This window comes from Endozoicomonas sp. ALB091, assembly GCF_049310265.1.
Lineage (GTDB): Bacteria > Pseudomonadota > Gammaproteobacteria > Pseudomonadales > Endozoicomonadaceae > Endozoicomonas.
Window position 1 is genome coordinate 382437 of record NZ_JBLYNQ010000008.1, and the last position, 16675, is coordinate 399111.

Below are 16675 nucleotides of genomic sequence, written 5' to 3' on the forward strand. Positions count from 1 at the left end.
AGAGATTTTCTTTTCCTTCGTGCTCTTGGTGTCCTTCGTGGTTCCATTCAAAAGCCATTGAAAATGGAGGGGTAAGCTTAATGTCCACCCTAAGAGTTCTGCCATTTACACAGCTCCACAAGATCTCTACTGCATAATTTACTGGCAGAACTTTGAAGGTCAATTGCCGGCGAACATATACTGCTACCTGTAGAAGTATATCCACCAAGAGAACTACAAGTACCTGCATCCATACTAACGCACACAGATTCATCAATATACTGTCGCCAGGTAAGCCCTTGATTGATACATTCAAAGGTGTTCTTTGCACCATGGTAAATTATGTTTCCTGCGTGCTCAATTACGCTAATGATTCCGTGATCGACTAATTCTGCCATCTGTTCGGGCAGGGTTTTATCAGTGTAAGTGCAATAAATATCATTGTCATTGTCATTGTCATTGAAGGGATGTATACCGGTAAAATAGGTGAATTGGTCGGTATTAAGGCATCCTGGAGTAATTAATCGTTCACTTAATGACGACGGTTGAACACTGCTTTGGCTGCTAGCCAAATAATACAGTGCTCCCATAGTGGCTATTGCTGAACCGACAGCCAGCGCAACAACACATGTGCGGCTGGAGAACGCCCTGGTTTTATTTTGTGAGGAGTTATTCTTATCAAACTTTTGCTCGAGTTCAGCCAGCCTTGATGATCGACTCTGATTGACATCGGCTCGATAATTTAAGTTGTGCATTTCAGGAATCTCATAAAATATTGATATATCTCAGTCGTGTAGCGTAGTGGCTTAGAAATAGAGTCAATTCTCAGGAAATAATTCAAACACTTCTTAAAAATTGTCAGTGATAAAAGAATATGAAGGGAAGATTGGCTATAAAGTAGGGGTAAGTCCTGAACTACGACCAGAGAGGGGTAATTACATAGAACTAGTGCAGAGAAGCGTTAATACCCGTACACCCCGTTCATCCTGAAGCCTGTCGAAGGACCCATACGGCCTAAAGTCGGAAACTCCGGATTCTGATAGATCGTGCCAAGCACCCTTCGACTCCGCTCAGGGTGAACGGAGATCGTACACGTCAAACTCATTGAAACCATGTACTGGCTCGCTATCCGCAAAAGCACAAGTGACCTGTCTTTTTCGGATAGCGGGTGGCGCTTACTAAAATGCCAAAGTTATCAAATAACAGCGTCTTAATCAGTAGACGGCTTGTTAGCAATAATCGCCAACGCATCCATCAACCGTTCCTGGGCATTACGTCGGCGCTGACTCCGGACCGGCCGGTTTTTCTCATACTCACCGTCACTTTGCAGCTGCCAGCTGCGGGTGTTATCGGAGAGGTAGTAGTCCAATTCTTTTTTGATGCGAGCGGCCAGTTTCGGGTCTTCAATGGGGAAGCAGGTCTCAATACGCATGTCCAGATTTCGGATCATGGCATCCGCACTGGAACAGTAGACCAGTGCGTCATCGTCGCCATTTTCAAAGTAGTAGATACGGGTGTGCTCAAGAAACCGTCCGACAATGGAGCGTACGCGGATATTTTCCGACAGCCCTTCAATGCCGGGCCTCAGGCAGCAGATGCCCCGAACGATCAGATCCACCTCAACACCGGCCTGAGACGCTTTGAACAACGCCTTAATGATATGAGACTCAGTGAGTGAGTTGATTTTGATGATGATCCGGGCCTGTTTTCCCTCTTTGGCGTTACTGGTTTCCTGGTTGATCAGATCAATCAGGCTCTTCTTCAGCGTGAAAGGCGCATGGAACAGCTTACGGACACGAACCGCACGCCCCATCCCGGTCAGCTGCTGGAAGATTTTATGAACGTCGTTGGTCAGTATCTTGTCACAGGTCAGCAGGCTGTAATCGGTATAGAGACGGGCATTGCCAGCGTGATAGTTACCGGTGCCAAGGTGAGCATAACGCTGAATATGCCGACCTTCACGACGAACAATCAACATCATTTTGGCATGGGTTTTATAGCCGACGACACCGTATACGACGACGGCCCCTGCTTCCTGCAGGCGACGGGCCAGGGCCAGGTTTTCCTCTTCATCAAACCGGGCACGGATCTCTACCACAACCGTCACCTCTTTACCCTGCCTGGCGGCTTCTACCAGGGCATCCACCATTTCTGAGTGAGCACCGGTGCGGTAAAGCGTCTGCCGAATGGCCAGCACATCAGGGTCTTTGGCGGCCTGACGGAGCATATCCACCACAGGGGTGAATGACTCAAAGGGGTGATGGAGCAGGATGTCCTGTTTGGCCACCAGATCCAGCACGTTGTTGCTGTGCTTCCGTTTACTGTGCAGGCCTTTCGGGTAGCCGGGGGTAAACGGCGGGAAGACCAGGCCCGGTTTGTCATTGGTGTCGCAGATGGACATCATGCGAGTCAGGTTGACCGGTCCACTGACCTGGTAAACGTCTTCATTGGTCAAACCAAATTCATTAAGTAGAAAATCCACCAGCGGTTGTGGGCAGTTGTCGGCTACTTCCAGTCGTACCGCTTTACCATAGCGACGGGAGAGCAGTTCGCCCTGCAGTGCCTTGGCCAGGTCTTCAACCTCATCTTCGAGATCCAGGTCACTGTTACGGGTCAGTCGGAACTGATAACAGCCTTTGATATCCATGCCGGGGAACAGGTCGCTGACATGGCGATGGATAATCGAAGAGAGAAATACATAATCATTCTCCCGGCCATCACAGATATCTTCAGGCATTTTGACAATACGGGGTAACGACCGGGGTGCCGGGATAATGGCCATACCGGTATCACGGCCAAAAGCATCTTTGCCTTCCAGAGAGACAATAAAGCAGAGCAGCTTGTTCGCCAGCCTTGGGAACGGATGGGCAGGGTCCAGCCCGATAGGGCTGATAATGGGCATCACTTCATGGTAGAAGAAGCGCTTGATCCATGTCTGCTGCTTTTCCGTCAGCTCATTGCGGCGCAGAAAGCGAATACCCTCTTTTCTCAGAGAAGGTAACAGGCTTTCATTCAATATCTGGTATTGCAGAGCAACGTATTCTTTGGCCTTCTGGCTGATCTCTTTCAGGACCTGCTGTGGTCCCATGCCATCGAGGCCCACCTGCTCACGGGAGAAGTCGATCTGCTGCATCAGGCCCGCGACCCGGATTTCAAAATATTCATCGAGGTTGGAGCTGAAAATCAGCAGAAACCGGAAGCGCTCCAACAGCGGGTACTCTTCGTTTAACGCCTGCTGCAGCACCCGGAAATTAAACGCCAGATGGCTGAGTTCACGATTAATGTAATAGTCAGGGTTCTGATAATCACTGACCTTTGGGGGCTTGCTGGCCATTGGCTCGGCAAGCTCAGATGATTGGGCCCGGGTTTCCTGAACATCCGACTGTTGGGGGGTATCCATATGACCTCTTTCTCAGCAAAATAGCACTGGCTTATGATGACCGGTTTCAGTGGCTTTTGTCATGGATCCTGTCAGTGACGTTTGTCAGATATTCAACCAATGGCCCGGTGAACAGGCGACTCTCGGAGCGGAAGTAATAGGGCAGGGAGAATGTCGCATTATTCATTTTATTCTAACAGAAATAATAAAGACTACTCCCTGCATGAACGTTTACCTGTTTTATCAAGAGTTCATTTTACGGAGCGCTCTTGCCGCATCCTTGGCAAAATAGGTCAGAATGGCATCCGCACCGGCCCTGCGAAAACACATCAGGGATTCCAGCATCACGGCATCGCCATTAAGCCAGCCATTGGCCGCCGCTGCCTTGTGCATGGCGTATTCACCACTGACCTGGTAGGCAAAGACCGGGACCTTGAATTCATCCTTAACCCGGCGAACAATATCCAGGTAGGGCATGCCTGGTTTTACCATCACCATATCGGCACCCTCTGCCAGGTCGGCAGCCACCTCGTGGATTGCCTCATCACTGTTGGCAAAGTCCATCTGAAAACTGAACTTATTGCTTTTGCCGAGGTTACCGGCCGAGTCCACCGCATCCCGGAACGGGCCGTAGTAATTGGAGGCATATTTGGCTGAGTAAGCCAGAATGCGGGTATTGATATGGCCTTCTTCTTCCAGGCGCTGGCGGATGGCACCAATCCGGCCATCCATCATGTCTGACGGGGCCACAATGTCTGCGCCGGCTTCGGCGTGGGACAGGGCCTGACGGACCAGAGCCTCAACCGTTTCATCATTGACCACATAACCCTCTTTATTGGTCAGGCCATCAAGACCGTGGGAAGTAAAGGGATCCAGTGCGACATCGGTAATCACACCCAGCTCCGGGAACTGGTTTTTCAGCGCTCGAACCGCGCGCTGGGCAAGGCCTTGTGGGTTCCAGGCTTCTTCCGCCAGCTCAGACTTCCTGTCAGCGGGTGTTACGGGAAACAAGGCAATGGCCGGAATGCCCAGCGCCACCAGCTCAGCGGCTTCCTCAAGCAGTAAATCAATGCTGAGGCGCTCAACACCGGGCATGGACGCAACGGCCTGGCGCTGCTGATCACCGTCCACAATAAACAGTGGATAAATCAGGTTGTCCACGGAAAGCTGACTTTCGCGCATCAGACGGCGGGAGAAGTCGTTGTAGCGCATCCGTCTTGGGCGGGCAGCAGGAAAAGGGCGATGAATCATACTTCTTTATCCTTTTGAGGTTGTAAGTAGTTAACTAAATGGAATCGTATATTTCTGGCTAAGTGGGCAGTTGCTATGCAAGGCGCAACGTAGGGAGCATAGCCGTAGCTATGTGACCGGAGTTGCAACGCCGCAGAGTGACTGACAACTTAGTCAGAAATATATGATTTCATTTGGTTAACTACTTAAGGGCCGGGTCGCAACGAAGCGTCAACAGGCCAAACAGCCACAGTTTCTAATTTGACAATAATGGCTGGCATTATACGGGAAAAAACGTATGATTTTGCAGGGATTGTCGTATCAAACAGATGTTTGTAGCTCTGGAAGGTGTTATGAATAACAAGAAATGGCTTTTGCTGACAGTGCTGGCCGCAGCAATTGGTGCGTTTTACGCCCTGGACGGTCAGCAATACCTGACCCGTGATTTCTTTCAGGGCCTTTATCGTGATGATCCGGTACTGACGGCTGTCGCTTTCTTTATCATCTACGTAGCGGTAACCGGCCTGTCACTGCCGGGAGCGGCAGTGCTTACGGTGGTGGCGGGGGCCATTTTTGGCCTGTTTCATGGTGTGTTGCTGGTCTCTTTTGCCAGCACCCTGGGAGCCACCCTGGCTTTTCTGTTTTCCAGAACCTTATTAAGAGACTGGGTAGCACAAAAGTTTTCCGGTTATCTGGAGACCATTAACAACGGCGTGAACAAGGACGGAGCCTTTTATCTGGCAACGCTCCGACTGATTCCGGCGGTGCCTTTCTTTGTGATCAACCTGGTGATGGGGCTGACCTCCATGCGGGTCCTGACCTTCAGCCTGGTCAGTCAGCTGGGAATGCTCCCGGGCACGGCGGTTTTCGTCAATGCCGGTGCCCAGCTTGGTCTGGTGGAGGAGCTGTCTCTTGAAGGGATTTTAACGCCACCATTGATCGCTTCATTTGTACTTTTGGGTATTTTCCCCTGGATTGCCAGAATGGTGATGGAGTGGTTAAGACGTCGTCGTTTATATCGCAGCTACCCGCAGCCTGCACAGTTTGATAATAACCTGACCGTGATTGGTGCCGGTTCTGCCGGGCTGGTCAGCAGCTATATTGCTGCGGCGGTCAAGGCCAAAGTATCACTGATTGAAAAGCATAAAATGGGGGGCGATTGCCTGAATACCGGGTGTGTGCCCAGCAAAGCCCTGATTCGCTCCGCCAAAATGGCCCATTACCTGAAGCGGGCCGATGAGTTCGGTATAGAACATGCGTCCGGGCAGGTTAATTTCGCCAAAGTAATGGAGAGGGTTCAGGAGGTTGTTGGCAAGGTTGAGCCCCACGATTCTGTGGAGCGTTATTCCGGTCTGGGAGTTAACTGTATCAGTGGCTCCGCGCAGCTGATCAGCCCCTGGGAAGTAGCAGTGGATGGTAAAAGAATCACGTCCCGAAATATTGTCATTGCCAGTGGTGGTCGCCCCTATGTGCCACCGCTGCCGGGTCTTGAGCAAATCGAATACTACACATCGGACACCATTTGGGGCTTGCGCAAGAAGCCCGGTCGAATGCTGGTGATTGGCGGTGGCCCTATTGGCTGTGAACTGACTCAGGCCTTCACCAGGCTGGGGGTTCAGGTTATTCAGGTGGATCACGGAGCCCGGCTGTTGCATCGTGAAGATGACGATGTTTCAAAACTGGTGATGAATCAGTTTATTCAGGATGGCGTCGACCTGAGGCTGAAACACGAAGCCCGTTCTTTCCATAAGTTGCCGGATCCGGACACCGGCGTCGAGCGTCAATTTCTGGCAGCGGAATTTGCCGGTCAGACCGTAGAAATTGACTTTGATATCGCCCTGTTTGCCACGGGTCGCAAAGCCAATACGGCAAATCTTGGCCTTGAAGCGCTGGGTATCGAGTTAACTGAGCGGGGAACCATTGAGGTTAATGACTACATGCAGACCCGTTACCCCAATATCTATGCCTGTGGCGATGTTGCAGGACCTTACCAGTTTACCCATACGGCGGCACATCAGGCCTGGTATTGTGCGGTGAATGCACTGTTTGGCCGTTTCAAAAAGTTCAAAGTGGATTACTCAGTAATTCCCTGGTGTACCTTTACCGATCCGGAAGTGGCCAGAGTGGGTTTGAATGAGCAGGAGGCCCGTGAACAGGGCATTGCCTATGAAGTGACCAAATACGGTATTGATGACCTGGATAGAGCCATAGCGGATGAAGAGGCACGGGGCTTTGTGAAAGTGCTGACCGTGCCGGGCAAGGATAAGATCCTGGGAGTCACTATTGTTGGTTATCATGCCGGTGAGCTGATTACCGAGTATATCAGTGCCATGAAACACGGTCTGGGTCTTAATAAAATCCTGGGGACTATTCATATCTACCCGACACTGAGCGAAGCCAACAAATACGCTGCGGGTGAGTGGAAAAAAGCCCATGCACCCCAGGGTGTATTGTCGCTGGTGGAAAAATACCACGCATGGATGCGCCATTGACTATCATTAAGGGGTCATTATAAACATAAGGATGTTTAATGAGTGACCCGGACCCGTCTGATGGTGGCCCGACAGAGGATCCCTCAAAGGATTCTGTAAATAACAGCCCAAGGTTAGCGTCGGCTGCCATCAGCGAAGATAAGAAAATCTTCAAAGAGCTGAAAAAAATCCTCAAGAACCGAAGTGTTATGCTGGCTGAGCCTTCTTCCCGAAAAAGTCTCAAAACCAATAACAAGAGCCTTCTGGCAAGAATAAAAAACTTTCTGCCAACCTCTGTCTATAAGATGGTCTCCCGTCTCAAACCCATTGATAAACAGAAAAAGATTGGAACGATGATTGCGCTGGTCCAGCAGAAGAATCAAATGGCCTGGCAGCGCCTGGGAGAAGGCAAGGCTGAGGGTGCCTGTGATCAGGCGTTACGCAAGCTACAGCTGGATTGTGAGCAGTCGCAGCTCTGGCTGGACCTGCTGGAGGGCAGGGGGCAGTCCAAGGTTACTGAAGAGCGGGCTCGGGTGGTTGACTGTCTCAAGGACTGTGTTGCTGCAGACGTTGCCAGTGACTTCAGGCAGGCGGATGAAGCTTACGTTGAGGCTGTTCATGATCTCAAGCTATCCATCATTCATGAAAATGATCTGAAAATTGAGCTGCAGGCACCCAAAGCGTCTTCTCCCCTGGCCGGAGAGCTGAGGCAATTTGAGAAAATGCTGGTGGATGAGGCATCAGCCCTGGAAGCCTATCGGTTGTATGGGCAGAATCAACGGTCATGAAGGGGTTCTGCTGTTGGCTCGATCAACTTCTTTGGTCAAACTGCAAGTAACCTGTTTCCCTTCAGCATTCGTTTTAGTGATTATTTTCAGGCATAACATGTCAGTCTCATTCCACTTTATGTGAAGCCACTTCGCTTCCTGCAGAAGCCTCGTTTTTTCCTGGGCAAATGCTTCGGCAGATTCAAAGTCACTGCTATGACAATCCAGTATTTTTTCCAGGTTGCCAAAAGGAAAAACTGCAGTAGTTACGGTCTCCCTTACATGATACATAGGCTGAGAGTGGGATGAAGAAACAGTACGATCCGAAATATCCTTTTGTTGCAGGTCAGAACTGTCATTTTGGTCTGATCGTTTTGACAGGAAGTTGGAAATATTGTGGGCAATGGCCACCACTCTTCCACAAAACCAACGCACAATGTTAAGCGGCAGTTTTATTGCCGCTTTAACATAATAAGTAATATTTTCAACTGTGTTGTTAATCATTATTTAAATTCCTTAAATTTCAATAATTTGCCCTCAAATATCGAAAGACTTTGTCAGGGGGGAATTATTATGAGAACGCCGTTTTCTAACTTAGACTGTGTACGGCCAGGTAAGTTCCATATGCCCCTTGGCCAGGACAGGCCGGGAGGCATAAGTGTTCTGTGGGTAATAAAGATTAAGGCTGGGCTTCAGTCGGGTCCGGGATCATAGAATAGGCAGAAGGGCTGGCAATACCACTGGTTTTCAGCACCAGCAGAGACATAACTCCGCTGACTAAAACAAACTGCCAGGTCCAGTCTGGCATCAGATCAATCCATATACCATTGGATACAACGATGGTTGCCCCGGTAAATACAAAGCGTATGGCTTCAATAACGATCAATCCGGTGAATTTTTCCAGCAACCAGCCAATACCGATCAGGTTCAGTGCAAGAACAAATGTCCAGAGTGCATTGAAGCCGTAAGGCGTGTTGTGGCTGATGGCTAACAATACCGTGGTTGCCAGCACAAGCATGGCAAAGTGGATCAGTGCATAGACTTTCAAGCCCATGCTGACGTCAGGGTTATAGTTCTTATAGCCGTGAATATCCGGCATCTTCATCGGTGAGGCGATGTCCGCAGGTCGATAGCCTGTGCGTCTGAACCAGAGTGTGAGTTTGTCTTTCCAGCTTTTGGTATTAAAGGCATCCCTGCACATCCCGGTATAAAGATGCAGGTTTGCCCACACCGGGTTCCAGCTTCTCAGAGGCGTTAGCGTGCCGTAGCGGATGGGCTCATAGTTTTCATCTTCTTCGATAAATGTGCCAAACAGCCGGTCCCAGATAATAAATACCCCACCATAATTCTTATCCAGATACTTCCGGTTTTTGGCATGGTGCACCCGATGGTTTGAAGGGGTAACAAACAGCCGTTCAAACCAGCCAAGCTTTGGAATATGGCGGGTATGCACCCAATATTGATAAAGCAGATTCATCAGGCTTACCGTCAAAAAGACATAAGGCGGGATGCCAAGAATGGCCATGGGAATGTAGAACACCCATGAGAACAGAAAGCCGGTGCTGGTCTGGCGCAGAGCCGTGGTCAGATTATACTCCTCACTCTGGTGATGCACCGAGTGGGCGGCCCAGAGCAGGTTGATTTCATGGCCTTTGCGATGATTCCAGTAATAGAAAAAATCCTGCAAGACAAACCCAAGGACCCATACCCAGAGGGCGTTGCTATCCAGTGACAGGAGCGCTGCATGATTATAAATAAGGGTATAAATACCCAGTTTGAAAATAACACCCGTGGTGACGTTAAGCATCCCCGTACTCAGGCTGTTTATGGCATCGTTAATTCGATAGTAATCCTTCTTGCGAATGATGGTGGCGATCACTTCAACAAGGATCATCAGCAAGAAGATTGGTATGGCGTACACAATCGGATTCATGGGGCGAGCCTGATTATTGTTGTTATAGGCCTGTTTTTAACATGAGTCCCAACGAAAAGCATGGTTTTTCATCAATTGAACACGTCTTATGCTGCCTGGATTTTAGATTGGAACCAGAATTAGCCTCTTACCGGTAGTTGACCGGTTAGACAACTACAGTTGTCTGAAATTTTAAATTCCCATTTATGAACTTTTCTGTTTTTTTTGGGGTCGTACCAAGTACCAAAAAAACTCATGTTTTTGTGATTTATGACTCCTTTATCAAACCAGGCTGCTGGGGCTACTCCAAAAAATACTTCCTGCGATTCTCAGGCTCCTGCTGCGGGCACTGCTTTTGGAGGGCATAAAGTCTCCATAGTGAATTTGGAGAAGGGGCAAGTCTTGATGGCTTTATATAATTACGCCCGTAACCCGATGGGCAGTTTTTATAGCCCTCCCGAGTCACACAATCCTACGCCCGCATACCCTCCAAACATGTATACCTTCAAGATTAAGGATTCTGATAAATTTATGTCTCTTGATGAAGCGAGTTCACTGGTTTCTGAAACGCTGAATCTTGAATATGTCCGGGGCAGAGCAATTAAAACTAATATATCAGGAGATGTCATAGATACACGTCGATATGACAGAGATAATGGCGAAGGTGTCGGTGCAATGGCTATTCAGAGCCTGACAAAATAACGAGAAAGAAAAAGAGCGTCATTATGTTATATGGCGCTATTTTTCCTGTTACTCATCGTTAAAGAATGTTTTCACCCAAAATCGTCGTAAAGAATTTTTCCCTAAACAGTCTCAGCAGGTTCCTTTCCTGACTGAAGCCCCGTTGCCTTGCGTGACTGAATCGCTTTATCGATCAAGGCAACGATACTCCTGTTACCACGTTGGACTGCTGCCTGACGGGGGGGGCTTCTCTTGTATTTGCCCAGGGCCCAGCGAACCTTTGCCTGTTCCAGGTCAGCACCGTGCTCCAGCAGCATCGACACAGCAGTCCTGTCATTGGCCGAGGTTGCGGCGTAGAGTGGAGTTGCTCCGTCTTTGTTGGCGGTATTCAACAACGCATTGCCAAACCCGGCTCTTTCTGACTCTGGCACTTCACTGATGACCCCCAGTATATACTGGACAATCCTGGCAAACCCACCTCGTGCAGCAATGAATAGCGGCGTAGCACCATGAGCGTCAGTGGCATTAACCACCTGCCTGGCTACCTTGCTCCGCTGTGGTTGCGGTACCGCTGAAACAGACTCCAGCAGTGACTTTATGATCCTGCTATTGCCCATGCTGGCCGCTAAATGGAGAGGCTGCCTCTCACCCCTGCGCCCATTGTGTTTGTCAGGGGCCAGCACCTTGATCATGGTATCGGCTCTTTTAGCCTCCGGCGAGTTTTTCAGGGCCTCCATGAAGCAGCATACCACCCGGTCATCACCTCTTTTGATCGCTTTACACAGCGGGGTTTGGCCGTCTTTGCTGGCAGCATTCATGACCGCCACCAGTGCCCGGGCAATATCTGCCTCAGGCAATGCCAGCAGGTAGTTCAGGAAAGTTAACACGACCGACTCATTGGCATTCTGTGCGGCAAGATGCAACGGGGTCTCGCCATTGCTATGGCGGGGTGTCATGAGCATGATGGCAACATTTGCCTTTTCTGCCTGCGGTACACCCTGCAAGGCCGTATTCAGCAGGCATTCTGTGGCCTCAACAAGCCCTCCCCCGGCAGTGATATGGAGTGGAGAAACCGGATGGTTGGTCGCGTCGGACGGGGCTGCCCGTTTTGCCAGTTCCGGGTCTTCGGTCAGTAACTCCCGGAGCCGGACCAGGTCATTATTACTACAGGCAGCCAGTACTGGTGCCATCTGGCGGGGGGGAGTCAATCTTCGGTATGTTCCCGGGGCGCAGCGAACCTTTACCTGTTCCGGGTCAGCACCATGCGCCAGCAGCATCGACACAATAGGCCTGTCTTTAACCGAGGTTGCTGCGTAGAGTGGGGTTGCCCCATCTTTGTTGGCGGTATTCACCAACGCATTTCCAACCCCGGCCCTTTCTGACTCTGGCACTTCACTGATGACCGCCAGTATATACTGGACAATCCTGCCAAACCTGCCTTGTGCAGCAATGATTAGCGGCGTAGCACCATGGGCGTCAGTGGCATTCACCACCGCCCTGGCTACCTTGCTCCGCTCTGAAGACGGTACCGCTGAAACAGTCTCCAGCAATAACTTGATGATCCCGCTATTGCCCATGCTGGCAGCCAAATGGAGTGGCTGCCTCTCACCCTTACCCTCGCTCTGCCTGTCAGGGGCCAGCACCTTGATCATGGTATCGGCTCTTTTGGCCTCCGGTGAGTATTTCAGGACCTCCAGGAAGCAGCATACCATCCGGTCATCGCCTCTTTTGATCGCTATACACAGCGGGGTTTGGCCATCTTTACGGGCAGTATTCATGACCGTCACCAGTGCCCTGGCAGTATCTGCCTCAGGCAATGTCAGCAGGTAGTTCAGGAAAGTTAACAAGACCCACTCATTGGCATTCTGAGCGGCAAGATAAAACGGGGTTACGCCATTACTATTACGGAGCGTCATGAGCATGATGGCGGTATTAGCCTTTTCTGCCTCCGGTACACCCTGCAAGGCTGTATTCAGCAGGTATTCTGTAGCCTCCTTATGCCCTCCCTGGGCAGTGATATGGAGTGGAGAAACCGGATGGTTGGTCGCGCCGGACGGAGCTGTCAGTTTTGCCAGTTCCGGGTCTTCGGCCAGTAACTCCCGGAGCCAGACCAGGTTATTATTGCGGCAGGCGGCCAGTACTGATGCCTCGTTCAACGGATTAGAGCGGTCATCACCATCGCTTATCCCGGTATCCGGTGCCGCCAGAACCTGCAAAGGCAGCGCCTCAACAGGCTGTGGATGGGAGCTGGAAGGAACACTCTGGATCGTATTCATAACTATAACCTGATGACATGGATGAAGATCGTTGGCAACTATTCGCATGGTCAGTAGCTGGTTTATTAGTTATTGGAGTTTTTATCAAATTGCTATTCAGCTGAATTCATTATTCTTTTAGCCATTTCGATTGCTATAAACCAGCATTAATACAATTGCTTTATCGAGTCCTGCAATGGAGACTTTGTGAGGGTCAAGTGAGGCACCTGAATTTGATGTTGAAGAGTTGGTTTGTTCCTGCGGCGATGTAACTGCCGCTGATGAAGCGCCTTGTATAGGTTGCATTGCAATATCCTCCGTTAGTTTATGACAACAACCTACTAAATAAGTTCGATTATTTGAAAATGGAATTGCTGAATGATCCAAATTAACGACAGATGTTTAATTATGGAAGCCCAAAGCCCAAAGCCCTAGGCCTCACGGCTTCGCTGGGGCCCTCATGGCCAACGACTGTTCCTTTCGATGCACTGACTGCTGGCTTTAACAGCCAGCTTTTTTCCTGATAGCATCGCAAAATCGAGCCTGGCTCACAGTAACAATATCTCCCTTCCCCGCTTTCTTACTGGATAAGTTTCAATAGCAGCCCCTCTTCCAGAAGCGCCCTTCTTACCAGGGTAAACCCGCCATACCATGGGCTGTCATAAAGCGTTGAGTAAACGACGCTGGTTTCAAGGTTTTCATTGATTGAAACCGTCTGCGTTTTCAGACAATGTTTGATCACCGGGTGGATAATCGTGGCGGCGGCACAGATCTCACCGGCAAGCACCACCGTGTCCGGTCGCAGCAGGTTGACACTCATGGCTATTGCCCTGCCAAGGTTACCGGCGGCTTCTTTCAGTAGATCATTTGCCAGCTGATCGCCCTCGTTCGCGGCATGACAGATTGCCAGGATATCCGCCTTTTTTGTCTGGCTCTTATTTAACAGACTGGGAACACCCGACGCCAGCAGCTTATGACAGCGCTTTTCTATGGCCGGATTACAGACCAGGGTTTCCAGGCAGCCAAAGTTACCGCAGTAACACCGTTCTCCCAGCGGATCGATCTGAATATGGCCAATCTCGCCAACGGCCAGGGTGCTGCCTTCATAGAGCTTATCGTCCAGAATCATACCGGCTCCCACCCCGTTATGGACGCTGACAAAGAGGCTGTTTCTAAATCCACGGCTGACACCAAAGTGGTGCTCGGCCAGCGCCATGGACGAAATAAAGTTGTTGATAAAGCAGGGAATCCCCAATGCGTCAGACACCTGCTCTGCCAAAGGGAGATTGCTGACCGAAAGGTGGGGCATGAAAGTAATAATCCCTTTGGCTGAATTGACCAGCCCGGGCGTTGTGATGCCAACACCGGCCAGACAACGAATATACTTCTTATGGGTTTTGAGGAATTTTCTCAGTGAGGCAATCAGCTGTTTGGTAAATTCAACCTGATTCAAAGGCTGAATTGGCTCTGAGTACTCAGCCAGCAGCTTGCCTGACAGGTCACACAACCCCAGGTGGAGTTTGGTTCTGCCTGCCCTTGCCGCAAGAATCTGGATCTGGCCCTGCCGGGGAGCCAGCGATGTGGCCCGACGCCCCCGTTCAGAGGTCTGCTGTTCCTGTTCAACAATCAGGCCTGCTTCCATCAGTTGTCGGGTGATACGGGTCACGCTACCGGCAGCCAGACGACATTGTCTGGCTATCTGGATTCTCGAGATGGAGCCATGATCAACAATCGCTTGGTAAACAGCAGAAATGTTCCGCTCTTTTACAAAGTCCAGATTAGCAATTACTGTCGTCATTTTTGTAGTTTCAGCTCACCACCGCTCACCGTACCCTGCAGGGTAAAGTTGTCATCGAAAATGGCAAGGTTGGCAAACTGCCCAACCGCAATGCTGCCCATCTGACTTTCAATATGAATGGCTTTTGCTGCATTGACGGTAGCCATGCGAATCACTGCCTGAGGCTCAATCCCTGCCCGAATGCTATTGGCGACCGCAGCAATCATGGTGAGTGCGGAGCCTGCCAGGGTGCCATCTGCATTGGAGCACTTGCCATCCTGGTGGTAGATGGTTTGTCCGGCGAAGACAAAGGTGGCCATATCCGTACCGGTCGGCGTGGTTGCATCGGTCACCAGCACCAGACGGTCCTGCATCAGACGATGGGCGATGCGCAGGTTTTCCCAGGACAGGTGAAGACCGTCAGCAATGATACCGGCACCCATAGCATGGCTGTCAAAGACGGCACCTACCATACCAGGCTCGCGGCTGCCCAGGGGGCTCATGGCGTTATGCAGATGAGTGGCAAAGGTTGCCCCCGCCTGTTCTGCCGCTTTAGCCTGTGCACAGGTGGCATTGGTGTGGCCGATGGACACAACAATGCCCGCTTTACTCAGCGTTTCAATGGTGCCTTCAGGGCAGACTTCCGGTGCCAGTGTCACCATGGCAATGACGTCGGCATTGTCACAGAAAAAATCGATCATTGCGCAGGATGGCCCACGGATGACGTCCGGATCATGAATGCCTTTGCGCTGAGGGTTCAGGTAAGGGCCTTCCAGATGGATGCCGGGTACACGATCCGGATGCCTGGCCATGTATTCACGGGTGACCTTGACCGCTTGTCGCATATCCTCATCACTGCTGGTAATCAGCGTAGGAAGAAATGCCGTACAACCTGAGCGAAGGTTGGTCTTGTGCATGATATCCAGCGTATTGATGGAGATATCACTGTTAAAAAGAACACCACCGCAGCCGTTTAATTGCAGGTCGATAAAACCAGGGCTTAACGTAAGACCGCCGAGGTCTACTTTTTTCAGGCTATCAGCACCCTGATGATCACCGGCAATATCCTCCGCCTTGCCAATGGCCGAAATTCGGCCATTCTCTATAATGATGGTATCAAACGACGACTGTTCCGGGTCACCGGTTAACGGTTTGCAATTAACCAGCGCGTAACTCTTTTCCGGGCTGATGACCAGATCCGCAGACATATCAAAAGTCCCTGATGTTTTCAGACTCAATATCCTGGAAGTAGCGCAGAGTGCGAACTTTCAGATCCAGGGTGGCAGGGTCATCACAGATCATCGTCGCTTTTGGATGAAGCTGCAGGGCTGAGATTGTCCACATATGGTTGACTGATCCTTCAACCGTGGCCTGAACCGCACGGGATTTATCAGAACCCGTGGCCAGAATCATCAGCTCACGGGAGTCCAGAACCGTTCCGACACCCACGGTAAGTGCCAGTTTTGGTACCTGGCTGATGTCCTGATCAAAGAAGCGCGCGTTGGCTTCACGGGTTTCCGTGGTCAGCGTCTTCAGGCGGGTACGGGAGGATAGTGAAGAACCGGGTTCATTAAATGCGATGTGCCCATCGTGTCCGACACCACCCATAAACAGCTCAATACCGCCACAATGTTTAATCGCTGTTTCATAACGCAGGCATTCAGCTTCCAGATTTTCTGCGTTACCGTCCAGAAAGTTAATGTTTGCTGCCGGGATATCCATATGATCAAAGAAGTGGCGGTGCATGAACATTCGGTAACATTCCGGGTGATCGGCAGGCAGGCCAACGTATTCGTCCATGTTGAAGGTAACAACATGGGCAAAGCTGACTTCTCCTTCCCTGTGCAGACGAACCAGTTCCTGATATGTCGGGATGGGTGTGCCGCCGGTTGGCAGGCCGAGAACAAAGGGGCGTTCAGGGGTCGGATTAAATGCCTTGATCCGGCTGACAATGTATCGAGCAGCCCAACGACCAACGGCTGGCTTGTTTTTCAGAGGTATAAAGCGCATGTCGTGAACTCCAGGCTTCTCTAACCTGCTCAGGGGGTGTTGTCATAGCTTATTTATTTTTTAATGAAAAATAAAGGCGGTTGGCAATGTGCTCAACGGGTAGAAAATGTCTTTAAGTAATGATCTGAGTCAATGTATTTGCTTTTTTATTTTTCTTGGAAAAATAAATCAGTAAAATTCCGCGCCACACTGAACGAGACATACTCTCACTGTA

At 50.4% G+C, this 16675-nt stretch carries 13 protein-coding genes; 3 read left to right on the plus strand and 10 right to left on the minus strand.

Annotated elements, in window-relative coordinates:
* Positions 1 to 89: 89 nt before the first annotated feature.
* From ACO6UX_RS18245 to hemB, 3 genes are all read right to left on the minus strand, one after another.
* Positions 90 to 734, minus strand: coding sequence for a hypothetical protein (locus tag ACO6UX_RS18245; RefSeq protein WP_422449803.1), 645 nt, complete (start codon positions 732 to 734; stop codon positions 90 to 92).
* 455 nt (positions 735 to 1189) lie between these two features.
* Complete coding sequence (gene ppk1, locus ACO6UX_RS18250; RefSeq protein WP_422449804.1) at positions 1190 to 3379, minus strand: polyphosphate kinase 1; 2190 nt, start codon at positions 3377 to 3379, stop codon at positions 1190 to 1192.
* Between the two features lie 222 nt (positions 3380 to 3601).
* The gene (gene hemB, locus ACO6UX_RS18255; RefSeq protein ID WP_422449805.1) at positions 3602 to 4609 is read right to left on the minus strand and encodes a porphobilinogen synthase; all 1008 of its coding nucleotides are present in this window, start codon (positions 4607 to 4609) and stop codon (positions 3602 to 3604) included.
* Between the two features lie 332 nt (positions 4610 to 4941).
* Between hemB and ACO6UX_RS18260 the strand changes: the two genes are divergently transcribed.
* Together ACO6UX_RS18260 and ACO6UX_RS18265 are read left to right on the plus strand one after the other, a co-directional pair.
* A complete protein-coding gene (locus tag ACO6UX_RS18260) occupies positions 4942 to 7080 on the plus strand; it encodes an FAD-dependent oxidoreductase (protein WP_422449806.1) in 2139 nt (712 codons plus the stop codon).
* 38 nt (positions 7081 to 7118) lie between these two features.
* Positions 7119 to 7847 (plus strand): hypothetical protein, encoded by a 729-nt coding sequence (locus tag ACO6UX_RS18265; protein ID WP_422449807.1) that lies wholly within the window; start codon positions 7119 to 7121, stop codon positions 7845 to 7847.
* Here ACO6UX_RS18265 and ACO6UX_RS18270 read toward each other — a convergent pair.
* Both ACO6UX_RS18270 and ACO6UX_RS18275 read right to left on the minus strand, forming a co-directional pair.
* Positions 7842 to 8330: a hypothetical protein gene (locus ACO6UX_RS18270; RefSeq protein WP_422449808.1), complete on the minus strand. Its 489-nt coding sequence runs from the start codon at positions 8328 to 8330 to the stop codon at positions 7842 to 7844. The two genes, ACO6UX_RS18265 and ACO6UX_RS18270, sit on opposite strands and share 6 nt — an antisense overlap.
* 175 nt (positions 8331 to 8505) lie before the next feature.
* Complete coding sequence (locus ACO6UX_RS18275; RefSeq protein WP_422449809.1) at positions 8506 to 9759, minus strand: sterol desaturase family protein; 1254 nt, start codon at positions 9757 to 9759, stop codon at positions 8506 to 8508.
* A 249-nt stretch (positions 9760 to 10008) separates the two neighbouring features.
* Here ACO6UX_RS18275 and ACO6UX_RS18280 point away from each other — a divergent pair, with 249 nt between their 5' ends.
* Complete coding sequence (locus ACO6UX_RS18280; RefSeq protein ID WP_422449810.1) at positions 10009 to 10440, plus strand: hypothetical protein; 432 nt, start codon at positions 10009 to 10011, stop codon at positions 10438 to 10440.
* Between the two features lie 101 nt (positions 10441 to 10541).
* Here ACO6UX_RS18280 and ACO6UX_RS18285 read toward each other — a convergent pair whose 3' ends face one another.
* The 5 genes from ACO6UX_RS18285 to nagB all read right to left on the minus strand — a co-directional run bounded on the left by ACO6UX_RS18285 (position 10542) and on the right by nagB (position 16461).
* A complete protein-coding gene (locus ACO6UX_RS18285) occupies positions 10542 to 12695 on the minus strand; it encodes an ankyrin repeat domain-containing protein (RefSeq protein ID WP_422449811.1) in 2154 nt (717 codons plus the stop codon).
* A 117-nt stretch (positions 12696 to 12812) separates the two neighbouring features.
* Complete coding sequence (locus ACO6UX_RS18290; protein ID WP_422449812.1) at positions 12813 to 12980, minus strand: hypothetical protein; 168 nt, start codon at positions 12978 to 12980, stop codon at positions 12813 to 12815.
* Positions 12981 to 13254: 274 nt separating this feature from the next.
* Positions 13255 to 14472 (minus strand): ROK family protein, encoded by a 1218-nt coding sequence (locus ACO6UX_RS18295; protein WP_422449813.1) that lies wholly within the window; start codon positions 14470 to 14472, stop codon positions 13255 to 13257.
* The gene (gene nagA, locus ACO6UX_RS18300) at positions 14469 to 15659 is read right to left on the minus strand and encodes an N-acetylglucosamine-6-phosphate deacetylase (RefSeq protein ID WP_422449814.1); all 1191 of its coding nucleotides are present in this window, start codon (positions 15657 to 15659) and stop codon (positions 14469 to 14471) included. The genes ACO6UX_RS18295 and nagA overlap by 4 nt, the downstream gene beginning before the upstream one ends.
* 1 nt (position 15660) lies before the next feature.
* The gene (nagB, locus tag ACO6UX_RS18305) at positions 15661 to 16461 is read right to left on the minus strand and encodes a glucosamine-6-phosphate deaminase (RefSeq protein WP_422449815.1); all 801 of its coding nucleotides are present in this window, start codon (positions 16459 to 16461) and stop codon (positions 15661 to 15663) included.
* Between the last annotated feature and the right edge of the window lie 214 nt (positions 16462 to 16675).